Origin of the sequence: Tateyamaria sp. ANG-S1, assembly GCF_000814025.1 — a bacterium.
GTDB lineage: Bacteria > Pseudomonadota > Alphaproteobacteria > Rhodobacterales > Rhodobacteraceae > Tateyamaria.
The window spans coordinates 824,801-840,069 of sequence record NZ_JWLL01000006.1 but is presented as its reverse complement, the minus strand read 5'-3'; the positions used below and the strand labels follow the sequence as shown (position 1 = coordinate 840,069).

Genomic DNA, 15,269 nt, shown 5'->3' with positions numbered 1-15,269 from the left:
CAAAGCGGGGCCGCGCTGTCTTGCCAATGATAAGGAACTTTTGAGCATGCAAGAGCCACTCAACGCCTCTTACCCGGTGCTGCCGTTACGCGACATTGTCGTGTTCCCGCACATGATCGTCCCCCTGTTTGTGGGCCGCGACAAGTCGGTGCGCGCGCTGGAAGAGGTCATGGCAGACGACAAGCAAATCCTGCTGTCGAGCCAGATTGATCCGTCCGAGGACGATCCCGAAGCCTCCGGCATCTTCAAGGCGGGCGTGCTGGCCAATGTGCTGCAACTGCTGAAACTGCCCGATGGCACCGTAAAGGTGCTGGTCGAAGGGCAGGCGCGGGTGCGCATCACCGAATACCTGGACAACGACAACTTTTTTGAGGCGCGCGCCGAGTATCTGACCGAGATGCCGGGCGACGTCGCCACGACCGAGGCGTTGCTGCGCTCCGTGGCTGACGAGTTCGAGCGTTATGCGAAGGTGAAGAAGAACATTCCCGAAGAGGCGCTGGCCGCTGTCGGAGAGACGACCGAGCCTGCGAAACTGGCCGACCTGGTAGCTGGGCATCTGGGCATCGAGGTCGATCAGAAGCAGGACTTGCTTGAGACGCTTGCGGTGAGCGAGCGGCTTGAGAAGGTCTATGGCCTGATGCAGGGCGAGATGTCGGTGCTGCAGGTCGAGAAGAAGATCAAGACCCGCGTGAAGTCCCAGATGGAGCGGACGCAGCGCGAGTATTACCTGAACGAGCAGATGAAGGCGATCCAGCAAGAGCTGGGCGATGGCGAGGACGGCAAGAACGAAGTTGCTGAACTGGAAGCGAAAATCGCCGACACCAAGCTGTCGAAAGAGGCCAAGGAGAAGGCCGAGGCGGAGCTGAAGAAGCTCAAGAACATGTCGCCAATGTCGGCTGAGGCCACTGTCGTGCGCAACTACCTGGACTGGATGCTGTCGATCCCGTGGGGCGTGAAATCCCGCGTGAAGAAGGATCTGGGCCGGGCGCAGGACATTCTGGATGCCGATCACTATGGCCTTGAGAAGGTCAAAGAGCGGATCGTAGAGTATCTGGCGGTGCAGCAACGCTCGAAGAAGATGAAGGGCCCGATCATGTGCTTGGTCGGCCCTCCGGGTGTGGGTAAAACTTCGCTCGGGAAGTCGGTTGCCAAGGCGACGGGGCGCGAGTTTATCCGCATCTCGCTCGGTGGTGTGCGCGATGAGAGCGAGATTCGCGGTCACCGGCGTACCTATATCGGCTCGATGCCCGGCAAGATCATTCAGGCGCTGAAAAAGGCGAAGACGACGAACCCGCTGATCCTGCTCGATGAGATCGACAAGATGGGGCAGGACTTCCGGGGCGATCCGGCGTCGGCGATGCTTGAGGTGCTGGACCCGGAGCAGAACGGCACGTTTGTAGACCACTATCTTGAGGTCGAATACGACCTGTCGAACGTGATGTTCCTGACCACGTCGAACAGCTACAACATGCCTGGTCCGCTGCTGGACCGGATGGAGATCATTCCGCTGGCGGGCTACACCGAGGATGAAAAACGCGAGATTGCCAAGCAGCACCTGATTGCGAAGCAGGTCAAAAACCATGGTCTGAAGGCCAAGGAGTTTGAACTGCAGGACGAGGCGCTGAGCGACATCATCCGCTACTACACCCGCGAGGCGGGCGTGCGGAACCTTGAGCGTGAGATTGCCAAGGTGGCGCGGAAGTCGCTGACCAAGATCGTCAAGAAAGAGGTTGAAGAGGTGGTTGTAACCCCCGAAAATCTCGATGACTTTCTTGGTGTGCGGAAGCATCGATATGGTCTGGCCGAGCAAGACGATCAGATTGGTGTTGTGACCGGGCTGGCCTGGACATCGGTGGGCGGTGATCTGCTGCACATTGAGGCGCTGAAGCTGCCGGGCAAAGGTCGGATGAAGACCACCGGTAAGCTGGGCGATGTGATGAAGGAATCCATCGACGCCGCGTCGTCTTATGTGCGGTCGATCAGTCCCGAGATCGGTGTGAAGCCGCCGCAGTTTGACAAGATCGACATCCACGTGCACGTGCCGGACGGGGCGACGCCCAAGGATGGACCGTCTGCCGGTCTGGCGATGGTGACGTCCATTGTGTCGGTGCTGACAGGTATTCCAGTGCGCAAAGACATTGCCATGACGGGCGAGGTGTCCTTGCGCGGGAATGCGATGCCGATTGGCGGTCTGAAAGAGAAGCTGCTGGCGGCGCTGCGTGGCGGGATCAAGACCGTTCTCATTCCCGAAGAGAACGAGAAGGATCTGGCTGACATCCCTGACAACGTGAAGGAGGGGCTGGAGATCGTCGCCGTGACGCACGTGACCGAGGTTTTGGAGCGCGCGCTGGTGTCGAAGCCTGACTCCATTGAATGGGATGAGGCGGCCGAAGAAGCGGCAGCAGCCGCAGCCGCTGCGGCACGGGATACGGGCGCAGGTGCCACGGCGCACTGACCCCGCAACATGAAGAAGGGCGCGCAAGTGATGTCTTGCGCGCCTTTTTTATGGGCTGGATGTGCCGTAAGGGGACGGTTGCAGGAGCATTCGGTGTATTGGTTGACCCCGAACCGTATCGTTGTGGAATGGAGTCAGGTTTCGCTGTAGGCTGACGTCAGGCAGTTTCCGAAAATGAGGCCGAAAATGGCGACCCGCACCACGAAATCGACGACAAAGACCACGCGCAGCACGAGCACGCGAAAGCCGCGTGCCACATCGACGAACTCCGAGACGATGACAAAGGCCCCGACCTCGACCACCAAGACAGCGAGTAAGACGGTAAAAACGACAGCCACGGCCAAGACGACCGTTGTTGTGGATGCGCCAACCCCCGTCGTATCGGGCCCGATGATGCGCAAGAAAGAGTTGGTGGACGCTGTTGTCGCACGCAGCGGGTTGAAGAAAAAGGATGTCAAACCGGCGGTGGAGGCGACGCTTGCAGTGCTTGGGGATGCGTTGAAAGAGGGGCGCACGCTGAACCTTCAACCCATGGGTAAGGTCAAGATCAACCGCGAGAAGGCGCTCGCCTCCGGTCGCATGATGGTCGCGCGCATACGGCAGCACGACCAGAAACCTGCCGAGACGACAGAGGCATCAAAAGCGGACCCGACACCGGACACGCCCACGGAGTAGTTTTTGGCGCAGCGCCTCTTGCACGGGTCGGCGCAGTTGGCTAAGACGCGCGAACTTGGGTGATTAGCTCAGTGGTAGAGCGCTTCGTTCACATCGAAGATGTCAGGAGTTCGAATCTCTTATCACCCACCATCAAAAGCACACCGCATGGTGTGCTTTTGTCGTTTCAAGGGATGGCATTTTGACCTTTCAACCAATTTACGTGATGCGCCATGGCGAGACGGTCTGGAACGCCGAGGGGCGCTTTCAGGGGGCGCTCAATTCTCCGCTGACCGAGCAGGGCCGCGCGCAGGCTGAAGCGCTGGCAGAGACCTTGGCAGCGCATGATCTGAGCGGTTTTGACGTGCGTGTCAGTCCGCAGGGGCGGGCCTTTGAAACGGCCGCCATCGCGCTGGCGCGTCAGGTTCTGGAACTGCATACCGATACCCGACTGCGCGAGATTGGCGTGGGGCTATGGTCTGGCAAGCTGCGAACCGAGGTGAGCCCGGGTGGCGCCGTTCAGGAGGACACGCCCGACGGACCTCTGGCGCTTTACGAACACGCGCCCGAGGGTGAGGGCTTTGCCGCGTTGCGGGTCCGCTGTCTGGACTTTTTGAACAGCCTGACCGCGCCAACCTTGTGCGTGACCCATGGGATTACGTCGCGCATGTTGCGCACCGTGGCGCTCGGCCAGCCGTCAGCCAGCCTTGGCGATTTGCCAGGCGGGCAGGGCATGATCTATGTCGTCGAAAACGGCGTACATCGCCGCCTGTGATAATGCGCTTGCAGACACGGTGCCGCTTGTCCTAAAAGCGCGTCGGACGGGTCGTTAGCTCAGTTGGTAGAGCGCTTCGTTTACACCGAAGATGTCGGGAGTTCGAGCCTCTCACGACCCACCATATTCCCACGTGTTCGCCTTGCTTCCACTGCAGCGCTTCGTTCGCAGACCCGACCGACGCGCACGACTCTGGGTCGGGAGTTAGAGCCTCTCACGCCCCATTTGCCTTTGGTACAAATTCTGCGCGTCAAGTGGACATTTATGCGCAAACATACTCCTTCTGCGCCGCTTTTGTGATAGGCTTCCGCCCACTGGGGGACGGACATGACACATGCAGTTCTGGAGGCCATTCGCGCCCAGACAGATACGCGCGCGCTTTGGACTTTGATGCAGCGGTATTTTCAGGATCGCGGCATCACCAAGATCAGTTACCACCATTTCACCGGCGACCTGCAGGCTGAGCGTTCGGTCACCGTAAATGCGTCGGGTTTTTCGGATGAATGGGTGTGTCACTACATCGAACAGAAGCTCTATACCATTGATCCCATCACCGAGCTGGCGCAAAGCGTGACCAGCCCGTTTCGGTGGTCGCATATCCGGGATCTGGTGCGATTGACGCCTGCGCAGACCCTGTATCTGAACGAGATGCGCGAGGCGGGCGTGGGCGACGGGCTGGCCTTTCAGGTGTTTGGTCCGGGCTTGCGCAACGGGTATTTCGGTTTGGGGTTGGAGCATCCGACGGACTTTCCCAGCGACGCCGTCGTGCTGGATTTTCAGGTCGTCGCGCAGGCGGGTCATCTGCGTTATTGCGAGCTTAATCCTCCGACACTGTCGCCGGGTGATCTGTCTCCGCGCGAACGGCAAATCCTGCGCTGGATCGCGCGCGGTAAGTCGAACGCCATTATCGCGGACATCCTGCTGCTGTCTCCGCACACTGTTGACACGCTGGTGCGGCGCATTTTTTCAAAACTGGGTGTCGCGGACCGCACGACAGCCGCGATCCAGGGGGTGGGCGCGGGGTTGATCCTGCCCTGACGCGACGAGCTGTCACGTAAGCGCGTGACATGACAGCATCGTCATGCACGCCCTACACGGCGGCAGTCGTTGATCTTCGGAGTGTTTGACCGTGACCGTTGGAACTGTAGCCCAGAACCCGCTGCTCGAGGGCCATGTGCAGCGCCTGTTACAAGAGCTTGATGCCTTGCCGCAGCAGGAAAAGACCAGTGCAGCGCTTGCGATCACCGCGGGCCTTCTGGAATACGCGGCCTACGAGATGGCGCAATCGGATGAGGCGCGGCAAGTGGCGCGCTTGATCCTTCTGGCGGCGGATATGGAACGGACCGCGGAGGATTTGCGCGGCGAGGCGACCCGAGCTGACCAGCATTGATGTGAATTTTCGCACATAAAAGGTGAAAAACCGCAGCTTGTGTGCGGGCGCTTGGGCTTTATCTTTGAGTGGACATTCACCCAAGGAGACATCGCATGAGCTGGACCCCGGCCCTTGACCCCGCCTGTCCCAAAGGGGACGCCGTTGACGCTATCGAGACGGTGATCGTGCCGCGTGCCCGTGATCTGGGCGGATTCGAAGTGCGCCGCGCCTTGCCTGCACCGCGCCGCCAAATGGTGGGGCCGTTCATCTTCTTTGACCAGATGGGCCCAGCGGAGTTCGTGACCGGCAAGGGCATCGACGTACGCCCGCACCCGCATATTGGCCTCGCGACCGTCACGTATCTGTATAAGGGCAAGATCCATCACCGTGACAGTCTGGGCACCGATCAGTGGATTGAACCCGGGGCGGTGAACTGGATGGTGGCCGGTCATGGCATCACCCATTCGGAACGCACTGACGGTGAGATCCGGCAGAAGCCGCACAACCTGTTCGGTATTCAGACCTGGGTCGCTTTGCCCAAGGATGCCGAGGACAATCCTGCTGACTTTCAGCACGCGGCGAAGGACACGCTGCCGTTCCTTCAGGGTGAAGGCAAGGAGGTTCGCCTGATCCTCGGCGATGCCTGGGGCGAACGCGCGCCGGTCGAGACCTTTTCCGATATGTTCTATGCCGACGCCGTACTGGAGGCGGGCGCCCGTATTCCGCTGCCGGACAACCATGAGGACCGTGGTGTTTATGTTGTTGAGGGGTCGATCACTGTTGCGGGTGAGCTTTATGAGGCAGGCCAGATGATGGTGTTCCGCCCGGGTGACGCGATGTCCCTGACGGCGGGCGATGAGGGCGCGCGGTTGATGTTGCTGGGTGGGGCGACGCTGGAGGGGTCGCGTTACATCTGGTGGAATTTCGTCGCGTCCTCGCAGGACAGGATTGATGCAGCCAAAGAGGCGTGGCGCGCTGGGGACTGGGCGCACGGCCGGTTTCAGTTGCCGCCGGGGGATGAGGACGAGTTTATCCCGCTGCCGGAGAAATGACCGTCTCCGTCCGTGATGCGGAACCGTCAGATGCGCGGGCCCTTGCAGCCTTGCATGCCAAAAGCTGGCGGGCATCTTACGGTCCCTATGTGCCGAAAGAGGCCCTCGGCGCGCCGCTTGATGTGAATATGCGCGCGCGGTGGGACACGTGGCCTGCGGATAGGCTGATCCTGTTGGCCGAGGAGGGAGGCGCTGTGCTCGGCTTTGCGGCTGTTGTGCGGGGCGCGGTGCCGCTGCTCGACAACCTGCATGTGGATCCGGACGCGCGCAGTACAGGGATCGGAGCGCGGCTTTTGTCCATGGTGGCCGCCCGGCTGCAGGGCGAGGGCTCTACGGCCTTGCGCCTGATCGTCATTGCCGACAACGCCCGTGCGCGACACTTCTATGTCCGGATGGGTGGGCAAGAGGGGCCTGCGCTGGATGACACGTTGTTGGGTGCGCCGGTGCGCATGGTGCCGTTTCGCTGGTCTGGTGCTGCCTTTGACGCTTTGGCCGCAGATTTCCACGGCCAAGCCGGAAAAGACGCTTGACGGGGCGGGGGGCTGATCATAAACCCGCCAAACGCAGCGGGCGGTTGTAGCTCAGTTGGTTAGAGTACCGGCCTGTCACGCCGGGGGTCGCGGGTTCGAGCCCCGTCAACCGCGCCACTGCTGCTCTCTGGTCCCGGAGAAACGGGCGCGCCGAAAGGCAAAATGCGCGGTTGTAGCTCAGTTGGTTAGAGTACCGGCCTGTCACGCCGGGGGTCGCGGGTTCGAGCCCCGTCAACCGCGCCATTTTTATCCTTCATCGCTGGATGGTTTGCGTCGGAACGAGGGGCCAGCCCCTCGCGCTCCCCGCGGTTTATTTTGCGAAATGAAGATGGATCAGTAGCGGTAGCCAAGCTGCGCTTCGATCTCTGTGTCGATTTCTGTGCGCAGGTGGTTCATGTCTGCGTTCGTCCACGTGTCGGGTAAGGCGGGGCGATCTGGTACGGCCGCTTTGAATTTGGATCCCAGACGTTTGACGACGGGTCGATATGCGGCATGCGGCGGGGCGGTGCCAAATGCCTTGGTGATGGCTTCAAGCGTTTCCTCGGGCCGGGCTTGGGCGTCTTCCATGCGGATCACGGCGCAGGTGCAGTCGCGGTTGAGCAGAGAGAGCATGGATTGCAGTTTGGCCGTGCGCAGTTTGAACAGGTTTTCAAAGCGCGCGCCCGTGACCGGGTGGCGGTCATGTTGGAGGGGCGTGCCGATGCTGCCGTTTGGGATGAGCCCTTCGAAATAGCGGGGGCGGTCGATGATCGTGTCCCAGGGCGCGCGGATGAAGTCTGGGAAGGGGAGGGCCTGCATGGCTGGCGTTGTGTGCCAGGGCTTAGAGAACATCGACCGCACCCATGTATCCGCGCTGCGGACGACGAGGATCACGGCCATGTCGGCAGGTATGGCCATCATGTGCGGAAAGCCGTGTTTCCAGCCGAGCGCCTCTGTCGGTTTGAGGTCGGTGTTGCGCCCGAGCAGTCGTTTGACAAAATTGGTGCCTGAGGATCGTTCGCCGATGACCTGATACCGTGTGACGACCGTGCCGCCTGTGCGCACCATGTGCAGTCCGGTCTGGGCGAAGTCAGGGGGCAGGGGCATGCGCGGCCTTTGCGGCAAATTAACGATTCTCTTGGCAGGGTGCTTGCGGTAGGGTGCGCAAAAAGAACCCGTTTGGCAGGACCTTAGCAGATGCAGACAGTGGCCGCTGTGACGATGGTGCGCGATGATGCGTTTTTCCTCAAGGCGTGGCTGCGCCACTACGGTGAGATGTTCGGGCGCGAGAACTGCTATGTCATCAACCACGGTCGTGGGGCCGAGGTGGCTGAGTTGGCTGCCGGGTGCAACGTCATCGGTATTCCAGGCGATCCGCACAAGAATTTCGACATCAAGCGGTGGGGGCTGCTGAACAATTTGGTCGGCGGATTGCGTCGTTACTATCGCCACGTGATCGTCGGAGACGTGGACGAGTTGGTGATCCGTGATCCTGAAGCGGGTGGCGATCTGCTGGCGTTTCTGGAGAGTGCGCCGGAGGGGCGGGTGCTGACGCCGCTGGGCTTGGAGGTCATCCACCGGATTGATGTGGAGCCGGAGGAGATCACCGATCACATCATCGGACCGCGCCGCCATGTGCGTCCGGCGCCGCATTATTCGAAGCCCTGCATCATCTCCGCCCCGGTCAAGATCGCGCGCGGTGGGCATTTTACGCAGGCTGATAAGCTGTTTACGCCGGATGAGTTGTACTTGATGCACCTGAAGTTCTGTGATTTTGGCGCTTATGTGGGTGTGATGGATCACCGCAACGCGGTGACGGATGAGGTGAATGCATCAGTCAAAGAGGCGTCCATTGGGCGGCACTGGTTTGCTGAGGCGCGGGGTGAGGACCGTGCTGTGTTCGAGGCGTTTGCCAAGCTGGAGATGGTCGAGGGGTTCGACATGCGCCCCTTGCGCCGAAAGATGCAGCGGACGTTCAAGCCGCGCGGCGATACCGGGTATTATCACTTTGACCGGCCTGACTACGGCACCCAATATGTGCTGCCAGAGCGGTTCGTCGGAGTGATCTGACGGGGGCGCAGGACACCTGCGCCTTACGAATGTGCCGTCAGGAAGTCTTTGAGTGCCTGTACCGTTTCGGCGGGGTGGGTGTCCGGGAAGAAGTGACCGCCGGGTAGCCCCTTTGCCTGCATGTGTGCCAGCCTGTCCCTCCATGTGGCGGGGACGTCATAGGCGCGGCCCATGATGCCGTCAGCGCCGTAGAGGACGAGGGCCGGGCAATCGACGGTGCGTCCCAGATCGGCAGCGTCGAGGTCGAAGTCAACGTCGATGGCAGCGCGGTAGTCGTTGCACATCGTGCGGATGCAGTCTGGGTCACGCCAGGATGTGCGGTAAGCGTCAAGTGCATCTGGATCGAAGCCGCCCATTCCGCCGCCCCAGCCCGCAAGGCAGCTCTCGAAGAAGGCATCCGGGTCATGGCCGATCATGGTTTCGGGAAGTGGTTCGGCTTGGGCTAGGAAAAACCAGTGATAATAGGCCTTTGCGACCTGTTGTGAAAGTTGATCGAGCAGATGGTGGGTGGGCACGATGTCCATCACCGTGAGTGACAGGATCGCCTCGGGGTTGTCGAGCGCCATGCGATGTGCCGTGCGCCCGCCCCGGTCGTGGCCGACGAGGTGGAACCGGTCGAAGCCGAGATATGCCATCAACGCGCGCTGGTCGGCGGCCATGTGGCGGAAGCTCATATCCTCCATCCGCGGTGGCTTGGTGCTTGCGCCGTAGCCGCGCAGGTCGGCGGTCACGACAGTGAAGTTCTGCGCCAATGCAGGTGCTATGGCGTGCCACATCATGCGGGTCTGGGGAAAGCCGTGCAGCAGGAGGACGGGTGGGCCGTCGCCCGAGACGTCATAGGCTATGGTGATGCCGTCTTTGGTCGTGAACTCTGGCATGGCGGTGGTCCTGATTGCGGGCGGTGGCGGGGGGGCCAGCCCCCGCGCGCGTGCGGCGCGCTCCCCCGGGATTTTTTCGAAAAAGGGAAGAGGACCGTCAGGTCAGCGCGTCGAGGATGCGAGCCCAGCTGCGGATGCCTTTGTGGAAGCTCTCCATGTCGTATTTTTCGTTGGGCGAGTGGATCTGGTCGTCGTCCTTGCCGAAGCCCATTAGCACGGGCGTGGTGCCGAGGATGTTCTGGAAGTGGCCTGCGATGGGGATGGAGCCGCCGCAGCCGACATAGGCGGCGGGGATGTTCCATTCTTCGGTGAGCGCCTTGCGCGCGGCCTCGAATGCCGGATCTGTGGTTTCTGTGACCGAGGCGCGGCCTGCACCGTGGCCGGTGAAATCGACCTCGCAATCGGCGGGCAGGGCGTCGCGCACCATCTGGCGGAAGCTTTCGCGGATCACGTGCGGGTCTTGATCGCCGACAAGACGGAAGCTGACCTTCGCGTGAGCTTGGGAGGGCAGCACTGTCTTGAAACCTGCGCCGGTGTAGCCGCCCCAGATGCCGTTCACGTCACAGGTGGGGCGCGACCAGATCATCTCGATCGGGGTGCGGTCCTGTTCGCCTGCGGGTTCGGACAGGCCCACATCGCCGAGGAACTTGGCGTGGTCAAAGGCAAGGCCTTGCCACTGACTGCGGATGTCATCGGGCAGTTCGGGCACGCCGTCGTAGAAGCCCGGCACCGTCACGCGGCCCTCGTCGTCGTGCAGCGAGGCGAGGATGCGCGTCAGCACCCGGATCGGGTTCATCGACACGCCGCCATACATGCCGGAATGCAAGTCCTTGTCGGGGGCTGTGATCGTGATTTCCTCGCCCAATAGTCCACGCAGCATGGTGACAATGGCGGGCACGCGGGATTCGAACAGGCCGGTGTCGCAGATCAGGGCGAGGTCGGATTTCAGCTCCGCCGCGTTTTCCTGCATGAAGGGGACGAGCGAGGGCGAGCCGGATTCCTCTTCGCCTTCGAAGAAAAAGGTGATGCGGCAGGGCAGGGTGCCGTGTTCCGCCTTCCACGCGCGGCAGGCCTCTACAAAGGTCATAAGCTGGCCCTTGTCGTCGGATGAGCCGCGCCCGCGGATGACCTTGCCTGCTGGCGTATCCTCGATCTGCGGATCGAACGGGTCGCGGTCCCACAGATCCAGCGGATCGACGGGTTGCACGTCGTAGTGGCCATAGAACAGCAGGTGCGGGCCATCGCCCTCCACATGACCCACCACCATCGGATGGCCCGGTGTGGTGCGCTTTTCGACATCCGCCCCGATGCTTTGCAGATCGGCCACCAGCCAGTCCGCTGCCGTCTGGCAATGGTCGGCAAAGGCCGGGTCGGTCGAGATCGAAGGAATGCGCAGCAGTTCCATCAGCCGTTCGGTGGCTTGGGGCAGATCGCTGTCGATGCGGGACAGAACGGCGTCGAGGGTCATGGCGGGTCCTTTGGTTCACATGCGTGCCGCCACACTACGGTGCCCCATGCCGGTGTCCAGTGGTTGATCTGGGTCAAGGTCATCGCCGCTTGGGTGAGGAATACCGGACCTGCGACATGACGCGCATTCGATTAGCATTGAAGCGCATACTCGCAATCTATATTCGTTCTAAAGCGCGGTGTAAGTGCATCGCACCAAGACCAAAATGGAGTTTCGCGTGGACTACACCGCCAAATTGGACGACGCCCTGCAACGCCTGCATGATGAGGGCCGCTACCGGACCTTTATCGATATCGAACGGCACAAGGGACAGTTTCCGCACGCGGAGTGGACACGGCCCGACGGGTCCAAGTCGCCGATCACAGTCTGGTGCGGCAACGACTACCTCGGCATGGGGCAGAACCCGATTGTGCTGCAAGCCATGCACGAGGCGATTGATGCCACCGGCGCAGGGTCGGGCGGGACGCGCAACATCTCGGGCACGACAGTCTATCACAAGCGGCTTGAGGCTGAGCTCGCTGACCTGCATGGCAAAGAGGCCGCGCTGCTGTTTACCAGCGCCTACATCGCCAATGATGCGACGTTAAGTACGCTGCCTAAGTTGTTCCCGGGCTTGATTATTTACTCCGATGCGCTGAACCACGCCTCCATGATCGAAGGGGTCCGCCGCAACGGCGGTGCCAAGCGGATTTTCCGCCACAACGACGTTGAGCACCTGCGCGAGTTGCTGGCAGCCGATGACCCGGCAGCGCCAAAGCTGATCGCCTTTGAATCGATCTATTCGATGGATGGTGACTTTGGCCCGATCGAAGAGATTTGTGACCTCGCCGATGAATTCGGCGCGTTAACCTATATCGACGAAGTGCACGCCGTTGGTATGTACGGCCCTCGTGGCGCGGGCGTGGCCGAGCGTGATGGCTTGATGCACCGCATCGACATCATCAACGGGACGCTTGCCAAGGCTTATGGGGTGATGGGCGGCTACATCGCGGCATCGGCCAAGATGTGCGACGCCATCCGGTCCTATGCGCCGGGTTTCATCTTTACCACGTCCCTGCCGCCTGCCGTCGCCGCAGGGGCGGCTGCGTCCGTTGCCTTCCTGAAAACAGCGGAAAACCTGCGTGCTGACCATCAGGCGCAGGCGAAGGCACTGAAATTGCGGCTCAAGGGCATGGGCCTGCCGATCATTGATCATGGCAGCCACATCGTGCCGGTCATGGTGGGCAACCCGGTCCATACCAAGATGCTCAGCGACATGCTTCTTGAGGATCATGGCATCTACGTGCAGCCGATCAACTTCCCGACGGTACCGCGCGGAACCGAGCGTTTGCGCTTTACCCCCTCGCCGGTGCACGGCCCGAAGGAGATCGATGCGCTGGTGCACGCAATGGATAAATTGTGGTCTCACTGTGCGCTGAATCGCGCCGAGAGTGCGGGATAATTCACTAATATTCGCAAATCGCGTTGCCATGTGGTACCGTCTGTTCAACAACAGAGGCGGGACGAATCGAGTGGGATCGGTTCGTAATTTCGTGGGAAAACGGGGCAGCGGTATGATCGGGCGTAAATCCGACAGCACCAAAATAGAAGAAAACGTCGAGCCAAAGGGCTTTGACGATTTTGAACTGCGTCTCGGTGATATCATGCGCGGTGAACGCGCGACGATGGGAAAATCCCTTCTCGATGTGCAACGCGAGTTGCGGATCAAGGCGAGCTATATTGCCGCCATCGAAGCCTGCAACCCCGACGCATTCGACACACCCGGCTTCATTGCGGGTTACGTGCGCTCCTACGCGCGCTACCTCAACATGGACCCGGACCGCGCCTTCAACACATTCTGCGCCGAAAGCGGCTTTGCCGTGGCGCACGGCATGTCCGCCGAAGCCTCCGTGGTCAAAAAGGCCGCGCGTGAGGAGCGGCTGCAAAAGCCACACGGCGCAGATATCTTTGCCGCACCGGCCACGCCGTTTGTGCCGGCGGGCGAGGCTGTGTGGTCGCATATCGAGCCACGCGCGATTGGGTCGTCTCTGGTGCTGCTCGCACTGATCGGCGGGATTGGGTTCGGCGGGTACTCCGTTCTGCAAGAGGTGCAGCGCGTGCAGGTGGCCCCTGTCGATCAAACGCCGGTTGTGCTGTCGGATCTTGATCCGCTGGGCAGCGCTGCGACGACCGCACCAGTCGAAGAGGGTCCCTCCATCGAAACACCCCGTGCGGATGCGCTGGATCGGCTCTACCGCCCGCAGGCGCTGGATGTGCCTGTGCTGGTGGCCCGCGACGCGCCCATTGCAACCCTTGATCCGCGTGAAATCGGGACTTTTGCCGCACCGGAACCGGCAGACAGCGTTCCGTCGGTGGGTAGCTCCACGCTCTCCGGCATTGATCGCGCACTGGCCGAAGCTGTGGCGCCCACCGTTCCGCAAGTCGTGGAAGAGGCCGCGCCGGCGTTGACCATGGTTGCCGTCCGCCCGTCCTGGGTGCGCGTGCGCTCTGCCGATGGCACTGTGATCTTCGAGGCGACCATGCAGGCCGGGGACACATGGGAAGCCCCCCTGACGGAAGAGCCGCCAACCCTGCGGACCGGCGAAAGCGGCGCGATCTACTTTGCCATGAACGAAAAGTTCTATGGCCCCGTCGGCCAGACTGGTGCCGTGACCTCAAACCTGCCGCTTGAGATCGCAGGGCTTAAAGAAACCTACCTACCGGTGGACATCAACAGTGATGACGGACTGGTCCGCTATGCCGAGGCCAAGGCCACAGCTCTGAGCCAAGACACCGAATAGTCACTGCTGCCCCATTGCCGGGCTGGTGCGCACTGTCTATCTTTCCTGACAACTTTATATGCGAACGGGGCCTCTCATGCCGCTGAACCACATCCGTCCGTGGCGCAACATCTATCGCCGGACCAGCCGCCAGATCATGGTCGGCAGCGTCCCCGTCGGGGGCGACGCGCCGATCACGGTGCAGACGATGACGAATACGCTCACAACCGACGTGGCCGCCACCGTCGCACAGGTGCAGGCCGCTGCCGAAGCGGGTGCGGACATCGTGCGCGTCTCGGTCCCGGACGAAGGATCGTCCAAGGCGCTGAAAGAGATTGTCGCCGAAAGCCCGGTGCCCATCGTCGCTGACATCCATTTCCACTACAAACGCGGGATCGAAGCGGCAGAGGCGGGGGCCGCCTGCCTGCGCATCAATCCGGGCAACATCGGCTCCGAAGACCGGGTGAAGGAAGTCATAAAGGCCGCGCGCGACCACAACTGCTCGATCCGCATCGGCGTGAATGCCGGATCGCTCGAAAAGCACCTGTTGGAGAAATATGGCGAGCCGACGCCGGATGCGATGGTCGAATCCGGCCTCGACCACATCAAGATCCTGCAGGACAATGACTTTCACGAGTTCAAAATCAGCTGCAAGGCATCCGACGTCTTCATGGCCGCCGCCGCTTATCAGCGGTTGGCCGAGGCGACGGATGCGCCCATCCACCTCGGTATCACCGAAGCAGGTGGGTTGACCTCCGGCACGATCAAGTCGGCCATCGGGCTGGGTAACCTCCTTTGGATGGGCATCGGCGACACGATTCGCGTATCTCTGTCCGCCGACCCGGTGGAAGAGGTGAAGGTCGGCTACGAAATCCTCAAATCCCTCGGCCTGCGCCACCGCGGTGTGAACATCATCTCGTGCCCGTCCTGCGCGCGCCAAGGCTTTGACGTGATCAAAACGGTCGAGGTGCTGGAAGAGCGGCTGGCCCACATCAAAACGCCCATGAGCCTGTCGATCATCGGTTGCGTGGTGAACGGGCCGGGCGAGGCGCTGATGACCGATGTGGGCTTTACCGGCGGCGGGGCGGGGCACGGCATGGTGTACCTTGCAGGCAAGCAAAGCCACCGGATGGACAATGACCAGATGGTCGAACACATCGTCGAAGAGGTTGAAAAGAAAGCGGCAGAGATTGACGCCGCCAGCGCCGCCGAAGCACAAGCCGCCGAGTAGCGCGCCGTTTTCTTACAAAGAAAACGGACCGGAATTTTTCAAAAAT

General features: G+C 61.3%; 15 protein-coding genes and 4 tRNA genes. 15 read left to right on the top strand and 4 right to left on the bottom strand.

The features are described 5' to 3' along the window. Positions 1–46: 46 nt before the first annotated feature. Complete coding sequence (gene lon, locus RA29_RS15475; protein ID WP_039687387.1) at positions 47–2,455, top strand: endopeptidase La; 2,409 nt, start codon at positions 47–49, stop codon at positions 2,453–2,455. Between the two features lie 134 nt (positions 2,456–2,589). Here lon and RA29_RS22910 read toward each other — a convergent pair whose 3' ends face one another. Beyond that, positions 2,590–2,793, bottom strand: coding sequence for a hypothetical protein (locus RA29_RS22910; protein WP_152613029.1), 204 nt, complete (start codon positions 2,791–2,793; stop codon positions 2,590–2,592). Between the two features lie 19 nt (positions 2,794–2,812). On the opposite strand from RA29_RS22910, the gene RA29_RS15470 reads away from it, so the two are divergent. The 10 genes from RA29_RS15470 (at position 2,813) to RA29_RS15425 (ending at position 7,081) form a co-directional block, all read left to right on the top strand. Then, positions 2,813–3,130 carry an HU family DNA-binding protein gene (locus RA29_RS15470; protein ID WP_039687385.1) on the top strand — a complete coding sequence of 106 codons (318 nt, stop codon included), beginning with the start codon at positions 2,813–2,815 and terminating at the stop codon, positions 3,128–3,130. Positions 3,131–3,187: 57 nt separating this feature from the next. After that, a tRNA-Val gene (locus tag RA29_RS15465) sits at positions 3,188–3,262 on the top strand. A gap of 49 nt (positions 3,263–3,311) precedes the next feature. Next, positions 3,312–3,884 carry a histidine phosphatase family protein gene (locus RA29_RS15460; RefSeq protein WP_039687383.1) on the top strand — a complete coding sequence of 191 codons (573 nt, stop codon included), beginning with the start codon at positions 3,312–3,314 and terminating at the stop codon, positions 3,882–3,884. A gap of 48 nt (positions 3,885–3,932) precedes the next feature. Next, positions 3,933–4,008 (top strand) — tRNA-Val (locus RA29_RS15455). A 203-nt stretch (positions 4,009–4,211) separates the two neighbouring features. After that, the gene (locus RA29_RS15450; protein WP_039687382.1) at positions 4,212–4,922 is read left to right on the top strand and encodes a LuxR family transcriptional regulator; all 711 of its coding nucleotides are present in this window, start codon (positions 4,212–4,214) and stop codon (positions 4,920–4,922) included. A 91-nt stretch (positions 4,923–5,013) separates the two neighbouring features. Then, positions 5,014–5,274, top strand: coding sequence for a hypothetical protein (locus tag RA29_RS15445; protein ID WP_152613028.1), 261 nt, complete (start codon positions 5,014–5,016; stop codon positions 5,272–5,274). Between the two features lie 95 nt (positions 5,275–5,369). Beyond that, positions 5,370–6,308: a pirin family protein gene (locus tag RA29_RS15440; RefSeq protein WP_039687379.1), complete on the top strand. Its 939-nt coding sequence runs from the start codon at positions 5,370–5,372 to the stop codon at positions 6,306–6,308. Beyond that, positions 6,305–6,838, top strand: coding sequence for a GNAT family N-acetyltransferase (locus tag RA29_RS22005; protein WP_052249675.1), 534 nt, complete (start codon positions 6,305–6,307; stop codon positions 6,836–6,838). Before RA29_RS15440 ends, RA29_RS22005 begins: the two co-directional genes overlap by 4 nt. Positions 6,839–6,878: 40 nt before the next feature. Further along, positions 6,879–6,955 (top strand) — tRNA-Asp (locus RA29_RS15430). Between the two features lie 49 nt (positions 6,956–7,004). Further along, positions 7,005–7,081: transfer RNA gene (locus tag RA29_RS15425), tRNA-Asp, on the top strand. Positions 7,082–7,171: 90 nt separating this feature from the next. On the opposite strand, the gene RA29_RS15420 is transcribed toward RA29_RS15425, so the two are convergent. Next, the gene (locus RA29_RS15420; protein WP_039687376.1) at positions 7,172–7,924 is read right to left on the bottom strand and encodes a hypothetical protein; all 753 of its coding nucleotides are present in this window, start codon (positions 7,922–7,924) and stop codon (positions 7,172–7,174) included. Between the two features lie 90 nt (positions 7,925–8,014). On the opposite strand from RA29_RS15420, the gene RA29_RS15415 reads away from it, so the two are divergent. After that, on the top strand, positions 8,015–8,887 hold the full coding sequence (locus tag RA29_RS15415; RefSeq protein WP_039687374.1) for a glycosyltransferase family 2 protein: 873 nt from the start codon (positions 8,015–8,017) through the stop codon (positions 8,885–8,887). Positions 8,888–8,910: 23 nt separating this feature from the next. Here RA29_RS15415 and RA29_RS15410 read toward each other — a convergent pair whose 3' ends face one another. Next, positions 8,911–9,765 (bottom strand): alpha/beta hydrolase, encoded by an 855-nt coding sequence (locus RA29_RS15410; RefSeq protein WP_039687372.1) that lies wholly within the window; start codon positions 9,763–9,765, stop codon positions 8,911–8,913. Positions 9,766–9,862: 97 nt separating this feature from the next. Further along, positions 9,863–11,233 carry a M20/M25/M40 family metallo-hydrolase gene (locus RA29_RS15405; protein ID WP_039687369.1) on the bottom strand — a complete coding sequence of 457 codons (1,371 nt, stop codon included), beginning with the start codon at positions 11,231–11,233 and terminating at the stop codon, positions 9,863–9,865. Between the two features lie 217 nt (positions 11,234–11,450). Between RA29_RS15405 and hemA the strand changes: the two genes are divergently transcribed. From hemA to ispG, 3 genes are all read left to right on the top strand, one after another. Next, a complete protein-coding gene (hemA, locus tag RA29_RS15400) occupies positions 11,451–12,674 on the top strand; it encodes a 5-aminolevulinate synthase (protein ID WP_039687884.1) in 1,224 nt (407 codons plus the stop codon). Positions 12,675–12,786: 112 nt separating this feature from the next. Further along, complete coding sequence (locus RA29_RS15395; protein ID WP_039687367.1) at positions 12,787–14,013, top strand: helix-turn-helix domain-containing protein; 1,227 nt, start codon at positions 12,787–12,789, stop codon at positions 14,011–14,013. Positions 14,014–14,089: 76 nt separating this feature from the next. Next, positions 14,090–15,223: a flavodoxin-dependent (E)-4-hydroxy-3-methylbut-2-enyl-diphosphate synthase gene (gene ispG, locus RA29_RS15390; protein ID WP_039687365.1), complete on the top strand. Its 1,134-nt coding sequence runs from the start codon at positions 14,090–14,092 to the stop codon at positions 15,221–15,223. The last annotated feature ends 46 nt before the right edge of the window (positions 15,224–15,269 follow it).